16 protein-coding genes are annotated in these 15534 nt (G+C 72.2%); 7 read left to right on the top strand and 9 right to left on the bottom strand.

Annotation, left to right across the window (positions count from 1 at the left end; genetic code table 11):
- Window positions 1-14: 14 nt before the first annotated feature.
- A complete protein-coding gene (locus Q5425_RS28740) occupies window positions 15-1223 on the bottom strand; it encodes an MFS transporter (protein WP_308675447.1) in 1209 nt (402 codons plus the stop codon).
- A gap of 157 nt (window positions 1224-1380) precedes the next feature.
- On the opposite strand from Q5425_RS28740, the gene Q5425_RS28735 reads away from it, so the two are divergent.
- Complete coding sequence (locus Q5425_RS28735) at window positions 1381-1998, top strand: hypothetical protein (protein ID WP_308675446.1); 618 nt, start codon at window positions 1381-1383, stop codon at window positions 1996-1998.
- A 9-nt stretch (window positions 1999-2007) separates the two neighbouring features.
- Here Q5425_RS28735 and Q5425_RS28730 read toward each other — a convergent pair whose 3' ends face one another.
- Window positions 2008-3003: a LacI family DNA-binding transcriptional regulator gene (locus Q5425_RS28730; protein ID WP_308675445.1), complete on the bottom strand. Its 996-nt coding sequence runs from the start codon at window positions 3001-3003 to the stop codon at window positions 2008-2010.
- A 132-nt stretch (window positions 3004-3135) separates the two neighbouring features.
- On the opposite strand from Q5425_RS28730, the gene Q5425_RS28725 reads away from it, so the two are divergent.
- From Q5425_RS28725 to Q5425_RS28715, 3 genes are read left to right on the top strand one after another with little or no spacing between them, the layout of a single operon-like run.
- A complete protein-coding gene (locus Q5425_RS28725; RefSeq protein WP_308675444.1) occupies window positions 3136-4797 on the top strand; it encodes a peptide-N4-asparagine amidase in 1662 nt (553 codons plus the stop codon).
- A gap of 1 nt (window position 4798) precedes the next feature.
- On the top strand, window positions 4799-5452 hold the full coding sequence (locus Q5425_RS28720; RefSeq protein WP_308675443.1) for a class I SAM-dependent methyltransferase: 654 nt from the start codon (window positions 4799-4801) through the stop codon (window positions 5450-5452).
- Window positions 5453-5505: 53 nt separating this feature from the next.
- Window positions 5506-6783, top strand: coding sequence for a cytochrome P450 (locus Q5425_RS28715; protein WP_308675442.1), 1278 nt, complete (start codon window positions 5506-5508; stop codon window positions 6781-6783).
- 234 nt (window positions 6784-7017) lie between these two features.
- On the opposite strand, the gene Q5425_RS28710 is transcribed toward Q5425_RS28715, so the two are convergent.
- Entirely contained in the window at window positions 7018-7644 is a 627-nt protein-coding gene (locus tag Q5425_RS28710; protein ID WP_308675441.1) for an alpha-ketoglutarate-dependent dioxygenase AlkB, read from the bottom strand.
- A gap of 81 nt (window positions 7645-7725) precedes the next feature.
- Window positions 7726-8301 carry a dihydrofolate reductase family protein gene (locus tag Q5425_RS28705; protein ID WP_308675440.1) on the bottom strand — a complete coding sequence of 192 codons (576 nt, stop codon included), beginning with the start codon at window positions 8299-8301 and terminating at the stop codon, window positions 7726-7728.
- 219 nt (window positions 8302-8520) lie between these two features.
- Between Q5425_RS28705 and Q5425_RS28700 the strand changes: the two genes are divergently transcribed.
- Window positions 8521-9099: a hypothetical protein gene (locus Q5425_RS28700; protein WP_308675513.1), complete on the top strand. Its 579-nt coding sequence runs from the start codon at window positions 8521-8523 to the stop codon at window positions 9097-9099.
- 21 nt (window positions 9100-9120) lie between these two features.
- On the opposite strand, the gene Q5425_RS28695 is transcribed toward Q5425_RS28700, so the two are convergent.
- Both Q5425_RS28695 and Q5425_RS28690 read right to left on the bottom strand, forming a co-directional pair.
- Window positions 9121-10059, bottom strand: coding sequence for an RluA family pseudouridine synthase (locus Q5425_RS28695; RefSeq protein WP_308675439.1), 939 nt, complete (start codon window positions 10057-10059; stop codon window positions 9121-9123).
- 31 nt (window positions 10060-10090) lie between these two features.
- Entirely contained in the window at window positions 10091-10468 is a 378-nt protein-coding gene (locus Q5425_RS28690; RefSeq protein ID WP_308675512.1) for a DUF5313 domain-containing protein, read from the bottom strand.
- Window positions 10469-10553: 85 nt separating this feature from the next.
- Between Q5425_RS28690 and Q5425_RS28685 the strand changes: the two genes are divergently transcribed.
- Both Q5425_RS28685 and Q5425_RS28680 read left to right on the top strand, forming a co-directional pair.
- Window positions 10554-10991, top strand: a complete 438-nt coding sequence (locus Q5425_RS28685; protein WP_308675438.1) for a transcriptional regulator, SarA/Rot family — start codon at window positions 10554-10556, stop codon at window positions 10989-10991.
- Between the two features lie 53 nt (window positions 10992-11044).
- Complete coding sequence (locus Q5425_RS28680) at window positions 11045-11926, top strand: TIGR03854 family LLM class F420-dependent oxidoreductase (RefSeq protein WP_308675437.1); 882 nt, start codon at window positions 11045-11047, stop codon at window positions 11924-11926.
- Window positions 11927-11929: 3 nt separating this feature from the next.
- Here the strand turns inward: Q5425_RS28680 and Q5425_RS28675 are convergent, their stop codons facing one another.
- Genes Q5425_RS28675 through Q5425_RS28665 form a run of 3 tightly spaced genes read right to left on the bottom strand, consistent with a single transcriptional unit; the run spans window position 11930 to window position 15521 of the window.
- On the bottom strand, window positions 11930-12730 hold the full coding sequence (locus Q5425_RS28675) for a hypothetical protein (RefSeq protein ID WP_308675436.1): 801 nt from the start codon (window positions 12728-12730) through the stop codon (window positions 11930-11932).
- A gap of 58 nt (window positions 12731-12788) precedes the next feature.
- A complete protein-coding gene (locus Q5425_RS28670) occupies window positions 12789-14006 on the bottom strand; it encodes a hypothetical protein (protein ID WP_308675435.1) in 1218 nt (405 codons plus the stop codon).
- Window positions 14007-15521, bottom strand: coding sequence for an MDR family MFS transporter (locus Q5425_RS28665; protein WP_308675511.1), 1515 nt, complete (start codon window positions 15519-15521; stop codon window positions 14007-14009).
- Window positions 15522-15534: the final 13 nt, after the last annotated feature.

Here is a 15534-nt window from a genome sequence, read left to right as displayed (position 1 = left end):
CGGCTTCAGCGGGTTCAGGCCTGGGCGGCGGCGAGCTCTTCGGTCCTGCGGAACGCGGCGGGGGACAGGGTGAACCAGACCAGCACCGCGCTGACGGCCTGGATGCCCGCGGCGACCACCCAGACGCCGCGCAGGCTCCAGTGCGCGGCGACCAGGCCGCCGGTCAGCGCGCCGAGCGGGGTCAGGCCCCAGGCCAGCGCCCGGTGGCTGGTGAGCACCCGGCCCAGCAGCGGCGCCGGCGTGAAGCGCTGGCGGCTGGACTGCGAGCAGACGTTCCAGATCAGCACCGCCGCCGTCAGGGACACGAGCACGACGCCGACGAGCGGCGGCCACGGCGGGACGAGGGCGATCAGCAGCGTCGCCACGGCGCCGAAGCTCTGCGCGAACCGCATCGACCACGAGTAGCCGAGCCGGTCCACCACCTTCTGCACCACGAACGACGACGCCACCCAGCCGACGGCAAGGCAAGCGAGGAGCAGGCCGTAGCCGACCGGGCCGACGTGCAGGATCTGCGTCGCGTAGAGCACGAGCATCGAGTTGCCGGCGCTCGCGGCGAACGAACCGAGCGCGACGTTGATCGTGATCGACAGCAGCAGCGGCGTCCGCACCAGGTGCCGCAGCCCGCCCGAGAGGTCCCGCAGCGGGTGCGTCGTCGCCGCCACGACCGATTGCGACGGGATCCGGCGGGCCAGCACGAGCGCGACCAGCGCGCAGACCGCGGCCAGCCAGGCGGGTGCGCCGGCCCCGGCCGCGATCAGGAAGCCGGTCAGCGGCGGGACGACGAACTGGACGACCCCCCGGTCGATCACCGTGAGCCGGGCGTTGGCGTGGGCGAGCCGGTCGGGGCCGACGAGTTCCGGGACCAGCGCGCCGCTGGCGCCGTCCCCGAGCACCTGCGCCGAGGTGACGACGAAGGCGACCACGAGCAGCACGGGCAGGCTCAGCAGCCCGGCGGACGCGACGGCGGCGAGCACGAGCGCCGCCCCGATCTGCACGGCGTAGGCCCACGCCAGCACGGTCGTCCGGCGCACCCGGTCGATGAGCACCCCGGCGAAGAGGGAGAGCAGCAGCCACGGCGCCTGCCCGGCGATGCCGATCAGCGACACCTCGCGCGGATCGGTGGTGACGGACACCGCCAGCAGCGGGAGGGCCGCCAGCATCAAGCCTTCGGCGGACGAACCGGACACCGCCACGGCCTGCAGCCGCACCCACCTCGTTGCCATGATCCCGAGCTTGCCGAACCGATCCGTGAATTCCAAACGGTTTGGCGAGCGGCCGCGGCCGGATGTCCCGGATCGCGTCGTCGTAACGGCGTGGCGCGAATCCGAGATTCACCACCGTGGCGGCACCGGTGAGGCGGCCTTACCCGAAGGGAACAAGTTGCGCAGGCGAAGCGAACGTGAGCCGGTCGACCCGGCGGTCCAGGCAGCGCGCATCAACCGCCGTGGCACGCTGATCACCGCCATGGCCACGGTCATCGCCGCGTTGATCGGCGGTCTGTTCGCGGCCTACAAGGTCGGCAGCGACCAGGGCGCGGCCGCGGTCCCGCCCCGGACGGTGACGGTCACCACCACGGTGCCCGGGCCCGGCGCCCCGCCCGCGTCGACCGGCGCGGCGCAGGCGAGCGACGTGTCCACCCAGGTGCGGCTCGATTCCGGCACCGGCGTCGACATCGACGCGGCCGACCCGCGCGCCGTCGAAACCAGCGGCCCGAACGGGGACGTCGACCTGTCCTTCGCCGATTCGGGGCTGATGGTCGGCCGGTCGGCGATGTACTACTACAACGGCGGCGAGAACGCGGCGAGTGCCGCTTGCCCCAAAGCCGTGGCCAACGACAAGCCGGCCCCGGGCGGACCGGTCGTGTTGTTCGCCGGGAGCCAGTTCTGCATGCGGACCTCCGAAGGCAAGGTCGGCTGGGTCAGCTGCAACGACGTGAAGGTGGCCGGCGACCACACCGGGTACATCGTCCTGAACTACCGGCTGTTCGCCACGACGTGAGCCGCCGGCCTAGCGGCGCACCCGGGTCGATTCGCGGACGACCAGCTCCGGGGTGAACACCACGGCCTGCCGTTCCGGTTTCGTGTCCGACGTCTCGGCCAGCAGCAGTTCCGCGGCCGTGCGGCCGAGGCGGCGGGCGGGCTGGCGGACCGACGTCAGCGGCACCGCCGCCGCGCCCGCGAACTCGATGTCGTCGTAGCCGACGATCGCCATCTCCTCCGGGACGCGGACGCCCGCGCCGACCATCGCCTGCAGCACGCCGAGCGCCAGCAGGTCGTTCGCGCAGAACACCGCCGTCGGCCGTGGGCTCGTGCCGAGCAGGCGCGCGCCGGCGTCGCGGCCGGAGGAGACGTCGAGGCCGATCGCCTCCAGCACCGTCAGTTCCGCGCCGGAGCCGGCCAGCGCGTCGCGGAGGCCCTGCTCGCGGTCGCGGCACTGGGCGAGGATGGCGGGGCCGTTGACAAACGCGATCCGCCGGTGCCCGGTCTCCAGCAGGTGCCGTCCGCCGAGCGCACCGCCGGCGACGTCGTCGACCGACACCGAACTCGCCTCGGAAGCGGGGGCTTTGCGGTCGACGAAAACGTACGGCGTGCCGGTGCGCCGGAACGCCCGCAGCGCTTCGCCGGACGTCGCGACCGGGCTCAGCAGCACCCCGCGGACCCGCTGCTCGGCGAACATCGCCAGGTACGACGCTTCCAGCTCGGACCGCTGCCCGCTGTTGCAGGTGATGATGTTGAGGCCTTCGGCGTGCGCGGCCTGCTCGGCGCCGCGGACGACGTCGACGAAGAACGGGTTGCCGAGGTCGAGCACGAGCAACCCCATGACCCGGCTGCGCCCGGCCCGCAGCTGCCGCGCGGACTCGTCTCGGACGTAGCCGAGCTCCTCGATCACCGAAAGCACCCGGCTCCGCGTGGCGGCCGCGACCACGTGCGGCCGGTTGACCACATTGGACACCGTGCCGATCGAGACGCCCGCCCGCTTCGCGACGTCCTTGATGCCGACCACCGGACCCCCTCGCTGAGAAGGGGTGAGCCTAGCACGATCTGAAACGTTTCAGCCCGGCGATTACCGACGTTGGTCGGATGATCGCGCCGCTAGGCTCCGAGCCGGGTATGCCTGCCACTGGGAGGAGTCCGGGTGCGGATCTTCACGATCGTCCTGTCGCTGGTGCTGGCGTGGGTGTTCTCCGGGGCGGTCGCTTCCGCTTCGCCGGTGGTGGAAGGCGATACCGACAACCCGGTCACCGCCGCGCCCGGCGTCACGCGGCCGGACTCGCCGCACTGCAGCGTCACGCTCGCCGACGGCTTCCGCTCCAACGCCGCCGACGGCAGCCCGCAGTTCTACGAAGGCACGCTGACGCCGCCGAAGGCCTGTCCCGGGCCGTGGGCGAAGGTCGTCATGGACCAGACCGTCACCGTGAGCGGGCGGCAGTACGACCGGATCGGCGACCTGCGGATCGGCGGCACCGAGGTCTGGTGGGGGACCACCGAAGAGCCCAGCGGCGAGGGCCGGCGCGCGATCACCTACCACTTCGACAAGGACCTCACGCCCTACAGCGCGCTGCTGCGGACCCCGCAGCCCTTCCACGGCGGCATCGAGAACTACAACTCGGCGATCTACACCGGCGTCTACGCGCAGACCGTGACGCTCACCTACTACCAGGCGGACCGCAAGCACCCCGCGCCCGCGACACCCGACCACGTCGCCGGGTTCGGGCACGCCGACGCGACCCCCGCCGCGCCCACCGTGCACTTCACCGCCCAGGGCCTGCCGCGCAACACCACCCGCGCCTACCTCGAGGTGACGCTCGAAGGCCACGCCTGCGACGAGCAGTGGTTCGACGACGTCCCCGACGCCGTCGCGGCGAAGTACCCGGCGGCCGGCCTCTGCGGGAAGGGCCCCTACCGCGAGGCGAACTTCGCGATCGACGGGACCGTCGCCGGGAGCGCGTTCACCTTCCCGCACATCTACTCCGGCGGGATCGTGCCGCAGCTGTGGCGGCCGGTCGTGGCGATCGACACCTTCAGCCTGCACGCCGAAACCTACGACGTCACACCCTTCGTGGGCCGGCTCGTCGACGGCGGCACCCACGACCTCTCCTTCACCTTCCCGGACATCGGCGGCGAATTCACCGTCGTCCCGACGCTGCTGCTCTACACCGACCACCGGGCGGCCCGGACGTCCGGTGCGCTCACCCGCAGCGACGTCGCGGCCGCGCCGGCCCGGCAGACGACGGTCAAGGACATCTCCGGCGGCGTGAACGTCACGGTCACCGCGAAGCGCGACGACGTGACGGCGGGCTACGTCGACACCTCGGCCGGCCGAGTCTTCACCCGCGTCGAGCGCACGCGCGACTACCGCAACAGCGACGACGTCACCGGCGGCGGCTTCACCCAGCACGTCGTGCAGGGCGATTCCGGGCAGCAGACGTCGGTGTCCACAGTGGACGGACGGGTGCGCTCGGCGGACCGGCACACCTGGTCCTACCCGCTGACCACCGACGCCACCGCGAACATCACCGACGACCAGAACCTGCGGATCTCGGGCTCGGTCGAGATGACGAAGGTCCTCGGCGACCTGACCGGCGACGGCCGGACCTGGCGGCCGGTGCGCGCGTCACGGGAGTGGCTGGCCTCCTCCGGCGTGCTGGCCCGCACGAACGGCGTGAACACCGAAGCCGACGGCCGGTCGAAGACGCTGTTCACCGGTTCCGACGACTCCGGGCGGCCGTACTTCCACTACGTCGCGACCGAACACGGGCTGATCACCGAGAACCGGGAACTGCCCGCGCCCCGATAGGGTGCCGTGCGTGACCGAACCCGACTTCGTGACCGAGACCCGGCTCGCCTACGACACCGTCGCCGACTCGTACGCCGAGGAGCTGCGGGAGCTGCTGGACGCCAGCCCGTGGGACCGGGCGGTGCTGAGCACGTTCGCCGAACTGGCCGGGGGAACCGGCCCGGTCGGTGATCTCGGCTGCGGCCCGGGCCGGTTGACGGGGTACCTGGCCTCGCTCGGGCTGGACGTGTTCGGCGTGGACCTCTCGCCCGGCATGGTCGAGGCGGCCCGCCGGGCGCATCCCGGGCTGCGCTTCGAGGTCGGTTCGCTGGCCGCGCTGGACCTCGAAGACGGCAGCCTGGCGGGTGCGCTCGCGTGGTACTCGCTGATCCACACGCCTCCGGCGGAACTGGCGTCGGTGGTGGCGGAGCTGGCGCGGGTGCTGGCGCCGGGCGGGCGGCTGCTGACGGGGTTCCAGGTCGGCGACGAGCGCCGCCACGTCACCCACGGCTACGGCCACGACGTTTCCCTGACCGCCTACCGGTTGCAGCCGGACTTCGTCGCCGAGCTGTGCGCCGCCGCCGGGCTGGTCGTCGAAGCGCGGCTGGTCCGTGAGCCGCAGGGGCCGTTCGAGAAGACGCCGCAGGCTTGCCTGCTGGCCCGCAAGCCGGGGTGAACCCCGTCTCGCTCCCCGTCACCCGATCGGGCTAGTACGGTACTGTCGGTCCCATGGGGAGTCTCCGCTCACGGGTCCTGGGCTGGGTCGGCCGGCGCTACCTCGCCCGTCAGTCGAAAAAGGGCTTCGACCTCGAGAAGATGTCGTCCCTCCTGCCGGAGTCGGCGCTGCTGCCGCTGAAACGGGACGGTCTCGACCCCGTTCCGCAGATGGCCGCGCGCCGCGCCGAGGCGCCGATCGGCAAGCTCGACCTGCCGTTCGGGATGAACGCCTGGCTGGTCACCGGGTACGACGAGGCGAAGGCGGTGCTCGGCAAGGCGACCGGGTTTTCCAGCGACTTCGGCAACCTCGTCGGCAACGCCGGGGTGACCGCCGACCAGAACCCGGGCGGCCTCGGCTTCGCGGACCCGCCGGTGCACACGCGGCTGCGGAAGCTGCTCACGCCGGAGTTCACCATGCGGCGGCTGAGCCGGCTGGCCCCGCGCATCGACGAGATCGTCGCCGGGCAGCTCGACGCGATGGCCGCGGCCGACGGCCCGGTCGACCTGTGGCAGGCGTTCGCGCTGCCGATCCCGTCGCTGACCATCTGCGAGCTGCTCGGCGTGTCCTATGAGGACCGCGAGGACTTCCAGCGGCTGAGCACCGCCCGGTTCGACCTCTTCGGCGGCGCGGGTGCCTCGCTCGGCGCGATGTCGGAGTCGCTGACCTACCTGCTCGACATCGTCAAGAAGCAGCGCGAACAGCCCGGCGACGGCCTGCTCGGCATGCTGATCAAGGAACACGGCGACGAGATCGACGACCGCGAGCTGGCCGGCCTCGCCGACGGCGTGCTCACCGGCGGCCTGGAGACGACGGCGAGCATGCTGGCCCTCGGCGCGCTGGTGCTGCTGCGCGACGACAAGGCGAGGGAAGCCGTCCGCGGCGACGACGATGCCGTGCACCGGTTCGTCGAGGAGCTGCTGCGCTACCTGACGGTGGTGCAGATGGCGTTCCCCCGGTTCGCCAAGGAGGACATGGAGATCGGCGGCGTGCACATCGCCGAGGGCGACATCGTCCTGGTCTCGCTGTCGGCCGCCGACCGCGACCCGAAGCTGGGCCCGGACATGGAGAAGTTCGACGCCACCCGCGACCCGGCGTCGCACCTGGCGTTCAGCTACGGCATCCACCGCTGCATCGGAGCGGAGCTGGCCCGCATGGAGCTGCGCACGGCGTACCCGGCGCTCATCCGCCGCTTCCCGAACCTGCGGCTGGCGGTGCCGGCCGAGGAGCTGTCGTTCCGCCAGGTGTCCATTGTGTACGGCTTGGACGAGCTGCCGGTCCTGGTCGACTGAGGTCAGCGGACCCCGCGGGGCCGGAACTGGATGCTGATCCGCGGCCCCACCGCCCGGTTCGCGCGTGGTCGGCTGCTGGGGTGCAGGGTCGCTGAGTGCCGTGTTCGCGGAGGGGACTTCCTTGCCCTCGGCGCGCAGGGCTCGGGCGAGCCGCCGGTCAGGACCGGCGGGCCGGCCGCAGCCGGGTGGAGACCCGCGTCATCCGTCCCGAGCGGGCACGTCCGTCCCGTGGTCTCAGCGGACCCCGCGGGGCCGGAACTGGATGCTGATCCGCGGCCCCACCGCACGGTTCGTCTTGGGGATGGCGTGTTCCCACGTGCGCTGGCACGAGCCGCCCATCACGATGAGGTCGCCGTGGCCGAGGGCGTAGCGGTGGGACTCGCCGCCGCCGCGGGGGCGCAGGGCCAGCTGGCGGGCCGCGCCGACCGAGAGGATCGCCACCATCGTGTCCTCGCTGCTGCCCCGGCCGATCGTGTCGCCGTGCCAGGCCACGCTGTCCCGGCCGTCGCGGTAGTAGCACAGGCCCGCGGTGCGGAACGGCTCGCCGAGCTCGCCGGCGTAGTGCTCGCTCAGCGCGGCGCGGGCTTCCGCCAGCACGGGGTGGGGGAGCGGCGCCGCTTCGCGGTAGAAGCACAGCAGGCGCGGGACGTCGACGAGCCGGTCGTACATCCGGCGCCGCTCCGCCTGCCACGGGACGCCGGTGACGAGGTCGGTGAACACCTCGTCGGCGCCGTCGAGCCAGCCCGGCTGCACGTCGACCCACGCGCCGGAGTCGAGCTCGGTCCGTTGCGGCGCCAGGGCGTGCAGCGTGACGGGACCGGCCTCGCCGAAGAGGGAGGCCTGCAGTGCCGGGGTCGTCATGGGTCCGACCGTACACGATGTTCGAACAGATGTTCTACTCGAAACATCGGCGAACGAAACCGGCCGGACCCCGGCGACCCGTCAGCGCACGACGTCGTAGACCAGCTTCTGGACGCCGTTCCCGTACGCCTCGCTCTCGACGAGCTTCAGGCTCTGCTTGTCCTTGTCCGTCTCGCTGAACAGCCGCTTGCCCGCCCCGAGCAGGACGGGGAAGACCAGCAGGTGGTAGCGGTCGATCAGGCCCGCGTCGGCCAGGGCGCGGTTCAGGGTGGCGCTGCCGTTGACGATGATCGGCCCGCCCTCGGCCGCCTTCAGGGCCGCGACCTCGTCGAGCGAGCGGAGGATGGTGATCTCGCCCCAGGTGTCCACGACGTCGGAGTCCTTGAGGGTGGTCGACACGACGTACTTCGGCATCGCGTTGTACCCGGCGAACTCCACGGTCATGCCCGGCCAGACCGGCGCGAACGCCTCGTAGCTGACCCGGCCGAGCAGCAGCGCGGTGGCTTCCTCCTGCTCGGTGCCCTTGATCGCGTAGGCGGCCGGGTCGAACTCGATGTCCTTGAACGTCCAGCCCGCGTTGCGGTAGCCCGGCTCCCCGCCGGGGGCTTCGACGACGCCGTCGAGCGAGACGAACGAGGTGGAGATCAGGGTGCGCATTTGGTGCTCCTCGGTGATTGGGCCGGCCTACGTGAGTCTGTCGAACGAGCGCGGCCCGTTTCGACACGACGCGCGAAAAATCCGGGCGGGGTCTTGTCCGTGACGGTCCGGGCTCGTACAGTCACTCCCACGTCGGATAAAAGGTCTGGACCTTTGCCCGGTCACCGCCGCCTCGAGTGACACAGGAGGTTGACGGTGCGCAGACTTCACGGTGCGGGCGTGCTCGCGGCGGCGGCGCTGGGGCTCACGGTGCTCACCCCGGTGGCGGACGCCCAGGTCGGTACGGGTCCGTGGACCGCGGACTCGCCGGGCTACTCCGAGCAGGAGCGGGGCTGCGGCCGGATCTCCGGGCTGACGTTCCAGCTCACCTGCTCGACCGGCAGCGGCGACCAGCGCGCGGAACGCCGCTACACCACCTACACCGGCGGCACCCACCAGTTCGAGGGCTCCTTCAAGATCACCAGCATGACCGGCTCCCGGATCAGCCTCAAGCAGACGTTCCGCGACGGCGGAGGCGCCGGCCCGTACTTCATGCTGGCCGTCGAGAAGGGCGGCCGGATGTACGCGGTGGAAGGCGGGGCGACGCTGGGCAGCGGCGCGACCGTCGGCACGTCGGTGCGGGTCAACACGATCAACCAGGTCGGCAGCTCGCACAAGGTCTACCTCAACGGCTCCCTGAAGCAGACGATCTCGAGCCCGGGCGGCAGCTACTACGACAAGTTCGGCAGCTACCGCACGGCCAGCGGTGCGGGACCGGTCACGGTGCAGTGGAGCGGCATCAAGTTCTGGCGCAAGTGACACCGCGGCGGCGTTCCCGGGTCACGCCGGGGGCGCCGCCCAGGCGCCGGGGTCGTTCCAGGCGGTGAGCTGCCGTCCGCTGGTGAACCGGCGGTGCGCGCCGGTCAGCGGGTCGTCGAAGTCGAGGACCCGGGCCAGCAGCTGCAGCGGTTTTGTGAAGTCGCCCAAGGGTTTCTCGCGCAGGACCGGGTAGAAGTCGTCGCCGAGGATCGGGATGCCGAGGCCGCTCAGGTGCACCCGCAGCTGGTGGGTGCGGCCGGTCGACGGGACCAGCCGGTACCGGCCCAGCCCGTCGCGGTGTTCGAGCAGGTCGACGTAGGTCTCGGCGTTCGGTTCGCCCGGCTCCTCGCGGGCGGCCAGCACCCCGCGCTCTTTGACGATCCGGCTGCGGACGGTCCTCGGCAGCTCCAGCCCGGGGTCGTACGGCGCGATCGCCTCGTACTCCTTGTGCACCCGGCGGTCGCGGAACAGCGTCTGGTACTTGCCGCGCAGCTCCGGCGTGATCACGAACATCACCAGCCCCGCGGTGACGCGGTCCAGCCGGTGCGCGGGGGACAGCTGCGGCAGGTCGAGCTCCCGGCGCAGCCGCACGAGCGCCGTCTCCAGGATGTGCTGCCCGCGCGGGATGGTCGCCAGGAAGTGCGGCTTGTCGACGACCAGCAGGTGCTCGTCGCGGTGCACCACGTCGATCGCGAACGGCACCGGTACCTCGTCCGGCAGGTCGCGGTGGAACCAGATGAACGAGCCGGGTGCATACGGCGTGTCGACGCCGAGCGGGCCGTCGGCGCCGTGGATGCGCTCTTCGCGCAGCATCTGCTCGATGCGGTCCGGCGCGACGCGCGGCAGCCGGTCGACGAGGTGCGCCAGCAGCGTCGGCCACTCGCCGTCGGCGGGCAGTTTGAGCCGGGCGGGCTCCAGCCCGTGGCGGGGCGGGATCGGCGGGCGGAGCTTGCGTCTCATCGTCCCCGGACTGTAACAACCCGCGACGGAGCTAACCCTTCGACGGCGTCCGGTAGCGCGCGAGGTAGCGGGCGGTCGCTTCGGCGTTCTTCGCTTCGTCGGCTTCGGCGCGGAGACGGCGTCCGGTGTGGTGGGGAAAGCCCTGCCGGCCGAGCCGGTGCTCGACGCTCTCGTCCATGTACGCGCACGAGTAGAAGTACGCCACTAGCGCGGCCATGAGGACCAGCGAGAGCCGCAGCCAGATCGAACCGGGCAGCAGGAGCCAGACGGCGCACAGCGGCACGATGCCGACCGACCGCTGGAGCACGTACCGCGCTCGCCAGTGCTTCGACGTCGCGTCGTGCAACGCCCAGTCGTTGTAGCGCTGGGGGAGCCGCACGCCCACCGCGTAGCCGAACCAGCGGAGCACACTCGGTCGTTCCATACCGGCGAGAGTACACTAATATTTAGTGCACTAATCATTAGCGCGATCGACGACACAGTAGGATCGGGACATGATCGACCTGGGTGAGGATCCCCTGAAGCTGGACCGGCAGGTGTGCTTCGCGCTGTCGGTGGCTTCGCGCAGCGTGATCGCGATCTACCGGCCGCTGCTCGAGCCGTACGGCCTGACCCATCCGCAGTACCTGGTGATGCTCGCGCTGTGGGAGCGGTCGCCGCGCTCGGTGAAGGACCTCGGCGCGGCCTTGCGCCACGAACCGGCGACGCTCTCGCCGCTGCTCAAGCGGCTGGAGGCGCTCGGCTACGTCACGCGCAACCGCAGCCGCTCGGACGAGCGCCGGCTGACGGTCGAGCTGACCGCAACGGGCCGGGCGCTGCGGGCGGAGGCGGAGAAGATCCCGTACCGGGTGGTCGAGACCCTCGGCATGGACGTTTCCGAGCTGGAGGCACTGCACGGCGTGCTGACGCGGGTCATCGACGCGACGGCCTGAGGAATTCCCGGCGGCCCGGCGCGTTGCTCCCGGGAGAGCCTCCGGGAGGAACCTTGCTGAAGATCAGGCTGGGCGTCGCGCCCGCGGCCGGCACCGGGCCGGCGGAGTTCGCCGGGCTGGCGCAGCGGCTCGAAGAAGCCGGCGTCGACTCGCTGTGGCTGTCCGAGCTGGTGTATTCGCCCGAAGTCGACCCGATGATCGGCATGGCGCACGCGCTGGCCCGGACGTCGAAGCTCAAGGTCGGCACCGGGGTCGCGATCCTGCCCGGGCGCCACCCCGTCCTGGTGGCCAAGCAGCTGCTCACCCTGGCCGGGCTGGCACCCAAGCGCGTTCTGCCGGTGTTCGGCCTGCGCCCGGCCCGCGCGGCCGAGGCCGGGCTGTTCCCGGTGCCGGAGGGGCGCCGCGCCGCGGTGTTCGACGAGTCGCTCGTGCTGCTGCGCCGGCTGCTGGAGGAGGACGAAGTGTCCTTCCACGGCGAGTTCTTCGCCGTCGACGGCGTCCGGCTCGGCGCGCGCCCGGCGAAGCGCCTGGACGTCTGGCTGGGCGGAGCGGCCCCGGCGGCCCTGCGCCGCGCGGGGCGGCTGGCGGACGGCTGGCTCGGCAGTTTCCACACGCCGGCCCAGGCGCGGGACGCCCGCCTCGCCATCCAGGCGGCCGCGGCGGAGGCGGGGCGCGAGATCGAGGAAGACCACTTCGGGCTCAGCCTGGTGGTGGCGGACCGGGGCATCCCGGACGAGCTCGCGGCCGTGGCGGCCCGCCGGAGCCCCGGCGTCCCGCTGCCGGACCTGGTGGCGACGAGCTGGCCGGAGGCCCGCCGGCTGGTGGAGCAGCACATCGAGGCGGGGCTGTCGAAGTTCGTGATCCGGCCCGGGCACGGGGATTTTGCGGGTTTCCTGGGGGAGTTCCAGACGGAACTGGTGCCGCTGCAGAACTAGGCGTCACCGGTGGTGCAGGTCGCCGTGCACCTGGCCGATCTGGAACGCGGTCCCACTCACCGGCCCGCTGATGAGGTTCGTCGTGCGGCCCGGCGGTGGTGGCTCGATCTTGGCCTTGGCCACGGCCAGCTCGTCGGTGTAGCCGTCGCCGGCACCGTGGCGCAGCAGGTCCCCGCTCGGATTCGGGATGTAGAGGTAGACGGTGCCGCGGTACTCCTTGATCCCGACGTCCGCCGGGACGACCTTCGTCGCGGGCAGTTTTGCGTATTCGCTGGCCAGCACGTCTTCGAAGACCCGCTGGGACAGGGCGACGGCGAGGAACGTCTGCTCGGGATCCGAGCGTTCCAGCACCGCCCGCACCGGCGCGGCATCGAGCAGCCGGTGGGTGGTGATCACGGCACTGCCGATGGCGGCCGCCGACGTCGTGCCCGCAGCGGGCTCGAGGATCGGGCCGACGTTCAGGCTGGCCCGCATCCGCAGCCGCACCGACCGCGCCACCGACCGCAGCCGCGCATCCCGCTCGGCGAGCACGGCCTGCAGCTCGTCGAAGAACCGGGTCACGACCGCGGGCAGGAACCGCGGGTCGAAGCCCAGGCCGTAGCCGTCACCGGTGCCGTGCGGGAAGAGGGCGGTTTCCCAGACCTCCCGCAGCCCGGCCCGCTCGAAGGCCTGGGAGAGCACGTCCGGGATGGCGGCGGACACCATCGCCTGGGTGGCATCGGGATTGCTGCCGAAGCCCTTGGTGTCGACCACCAGCAGAGCCCGGTAGGGCGGGAGTTCGGCGAGCACGTCGTCGACGGACAAGGTCGAGCCTTCCTGATTGCGGGTGGCCTCCGATTCTGACGGACCGGTCGGGACGCCGTCACCAGTGCGGCAGCGACTCTGCGGTCCGGGAGAGCAGGCGAGGCGGCGGAGCCGGGGAGAGCAGCGCCGGGCGGGCCGGTTCGCTCAGGCCGAGCAGGTCGTACATCTGCGTCCGGAGGGTCTTCGCGGCCTGTCCGGGGCGAGAGGTCAGCAGGCCGGCGATGCGGGCGCCGAGCCCGCGGCCCTGGGCGTCCGCTGCGGCGTGGAGCTGGGGGAGGAGCGGCCGGGTGGTGTCCCAGAGGGGGCTGTGCGCGGCGAGGACGGCGGCCGGAGTGCCCGGAAGCAGCGGCTGGGGGCCGTGGGGGACGCGCAGGACCGGCGTCCCCGCTCCGGCGGCGAACGTCGTGAGTGACGTGTAGTCGCCCATCAGGTAGTCGGCGGCCGTGACGGCGCCACGCCAGTCGGTGCGGGGCGCCAGCACCTCGAGGCCGGCCTCGAGGCCCTCGGAGAGCCAGCCGAGCACCTGGGCCGTGCCGTGCTGCGACCAGATCTGCGGGTGGAGGGAGGCGACCACCCGGAAATCCTCCGCCGGGAGCGCGCGGGCGACGTCCCGGAAGAGGTGGGGGTTGTGGCCGAAGCCCGACCGGGGCGACCAGGTCGAGGTGACGACGACGAGCTGCCGGCCGGGCCGGACGCCGAGGGCGCGCCGGTAGCGGTCGCGGTGGGCGGAGCCGGCCACGAGGCGGTCGAAGGCGATGTCCCCGGCGACGAGGGCGTGCGGAACGGCCTGCGGGCAGATCCGGGTGAGAAGGTCCAGCTCGCGGTCGTGGGTGAGCACGATCCGGGTGGGGCGGACGCGGCCGTGCCGCAGCAGCCGGGTGGGGTCGAGCCCGGTGACGGGCTTCCCGTCCGTGCCGGTGGCGGCGCGCTGCGGCCGGTACTGCCCGAGCCCGCCGCCGTGGGGAACGAGGAGGACCGGCCCCCGCACGTCGTCGATGCCGCGGTCGCTGCCGGCGAGGACGAGCCCGTGCGCGTCCCGGCGGGCTTGTTCCATGGAGAGCAGGACTTCGCCCCGGCCGCGGATGTGCTCGGCGACGTCGGGCCGGTCCTCGCCGTTGTCCGGCACGGCGTACACCCGCTGTGTCCGGTGATCGGTCCCGATGAGCGGGACGAGGTCGTCGAGCCGGGCGAGTGCGACGATGTGGGGCGCCAGGACCAGCACGGACTTTCCGGTCAAGGTCGCCCAGTGCCGGTCGTCGCCACCGGCGGCCGCCACCTAGAACTCCAGTTGTTCCGTCTTCCGCGGCATCAGCAGCAGCGCCCCGACGGACAGCACGGCCACGGCCGCCAGCCCCAGGAACACGTAGTGCGTCGCCTCCGCCAAAGCCCCGCGCACGAACACCGCCGCCGGGGAGTCGTCCGCGTGGCCGTCCAGCACCAGGCTCGTCGCGTCCACCGATGGCGGCAACTGCCCCACCCCCGCCGGTGGGGATGCGAACCGCGAAGCCAGCGTTGCGTTCGCGATGGCCCCGAACGCCGCCGCCCCCACCGCGCTGCCCAGGGACCGGCTGAACAGGTTCGTCGCCGTCACCACGCCGCGGCGGTCCCAACCGACCACCGACTGGATCGCCACCAGCGTCGGGCTCGCCGCCAGGCCCAGGCCCACCCCGAGGACGAACGCCGCGAACGCCGCCGCCCAGATCGACGAACCCGCGCCCAGCATGGCCACCAGGACGCCGCCCGCGATGATGAACACGCTGCCGATCAACGCCGTGTCGCGGAAACCGATGCGCAGGTAGATCTTGCCCGCCAGGGACGCCGAAAGCGGCCAGCCGACCGTCAGTGCCGCCACCGCGAAGCCGGCCACCAGCGCGCCCGCGCCGAGCACGCCCTGCGCGTACGTCGGCAGGTACGACGTCAACCCCATCAGGACCGCGCCGACCACGACCGCCACCAGGTTGCCGCCCACCAGCACCCGGCGGGTGAACACCCACAGCGGCAGCACCGGCTCGGCCGCGCGCTTCTCCACCAGGACGAACACCGCCAGCAGCAGCGCCCCCGCCACGAAGATCGCCACGCTCGGCAGCGAGCCCCAGCCCCACGCGACGCCGCCCTCGAGCAGCCCGAGGATGACCAGCGAGCAGCCGATGGTGAGCAGCGCCGCGCCCAGGTAGTCGACCTTGTGCGGCTTGCGCTCGACGCGCTCGCGGAAACCGCGGAACAGCATCAGCGCGGCGATCGCGCCCAGCGGCAGGTTGATGAAGAAGATCCACCGCCAGTCGAGGTACTCGGCGAACAGGCCGCCGAGCGTCGGGCCGATCACCGAGGCCGCGCCCCAGACGCTCGCCACGTAACCCTGCACCCTGGCGCGTTCCTCCACGGTGTAGAGGTCGCCGATGATCGTCATCGACATCGGCTGGATCGCGCCCGCCCCGATGCCCTGCACCGCGCGGGCGGCGATCAGCACCGGCATGCTCCACGCGGCGCCGCACAGCACCGAGCCGACCAGGAACGCCGCGATGCCGAAGAACATCACCGGGCGGCGGCCGAGCACGTCGGCGAACTTGCCGTAGAGCGGGACGGTGACCGCCTGGGTGAGCAGGTAGATCGAGAACAGCCACGGGAACTGCGCGAACCCGCCGAGGTCGCGCACCACCGACGGCACGGCGGTCGCGATGATGGTGCTGTCCAGCGCGACCAGCGCGGTGCTGAGCATGACCGCGATCAGGACCGGGCCGCGTTCCGACCGGAAGCCGACCCCCTTCACGCTGGTGGCGGCGGGTGTCGTCATCGGCGGGGTGCTC

The sequence above is a fragment of the Amycolatopsis sp. A133 genome, assembly GCF_031082405.1.
Lineage (GTDB): Bacteria > Actinomycetota > Actinomycetes > Mycobacteriales > Pseudonocardiaceae > Amycolatopsis.
Note: the sequence above shows the minus strand (reverse complement) of the source record. Positions and strands in the feature narration are given on the sequence as shown.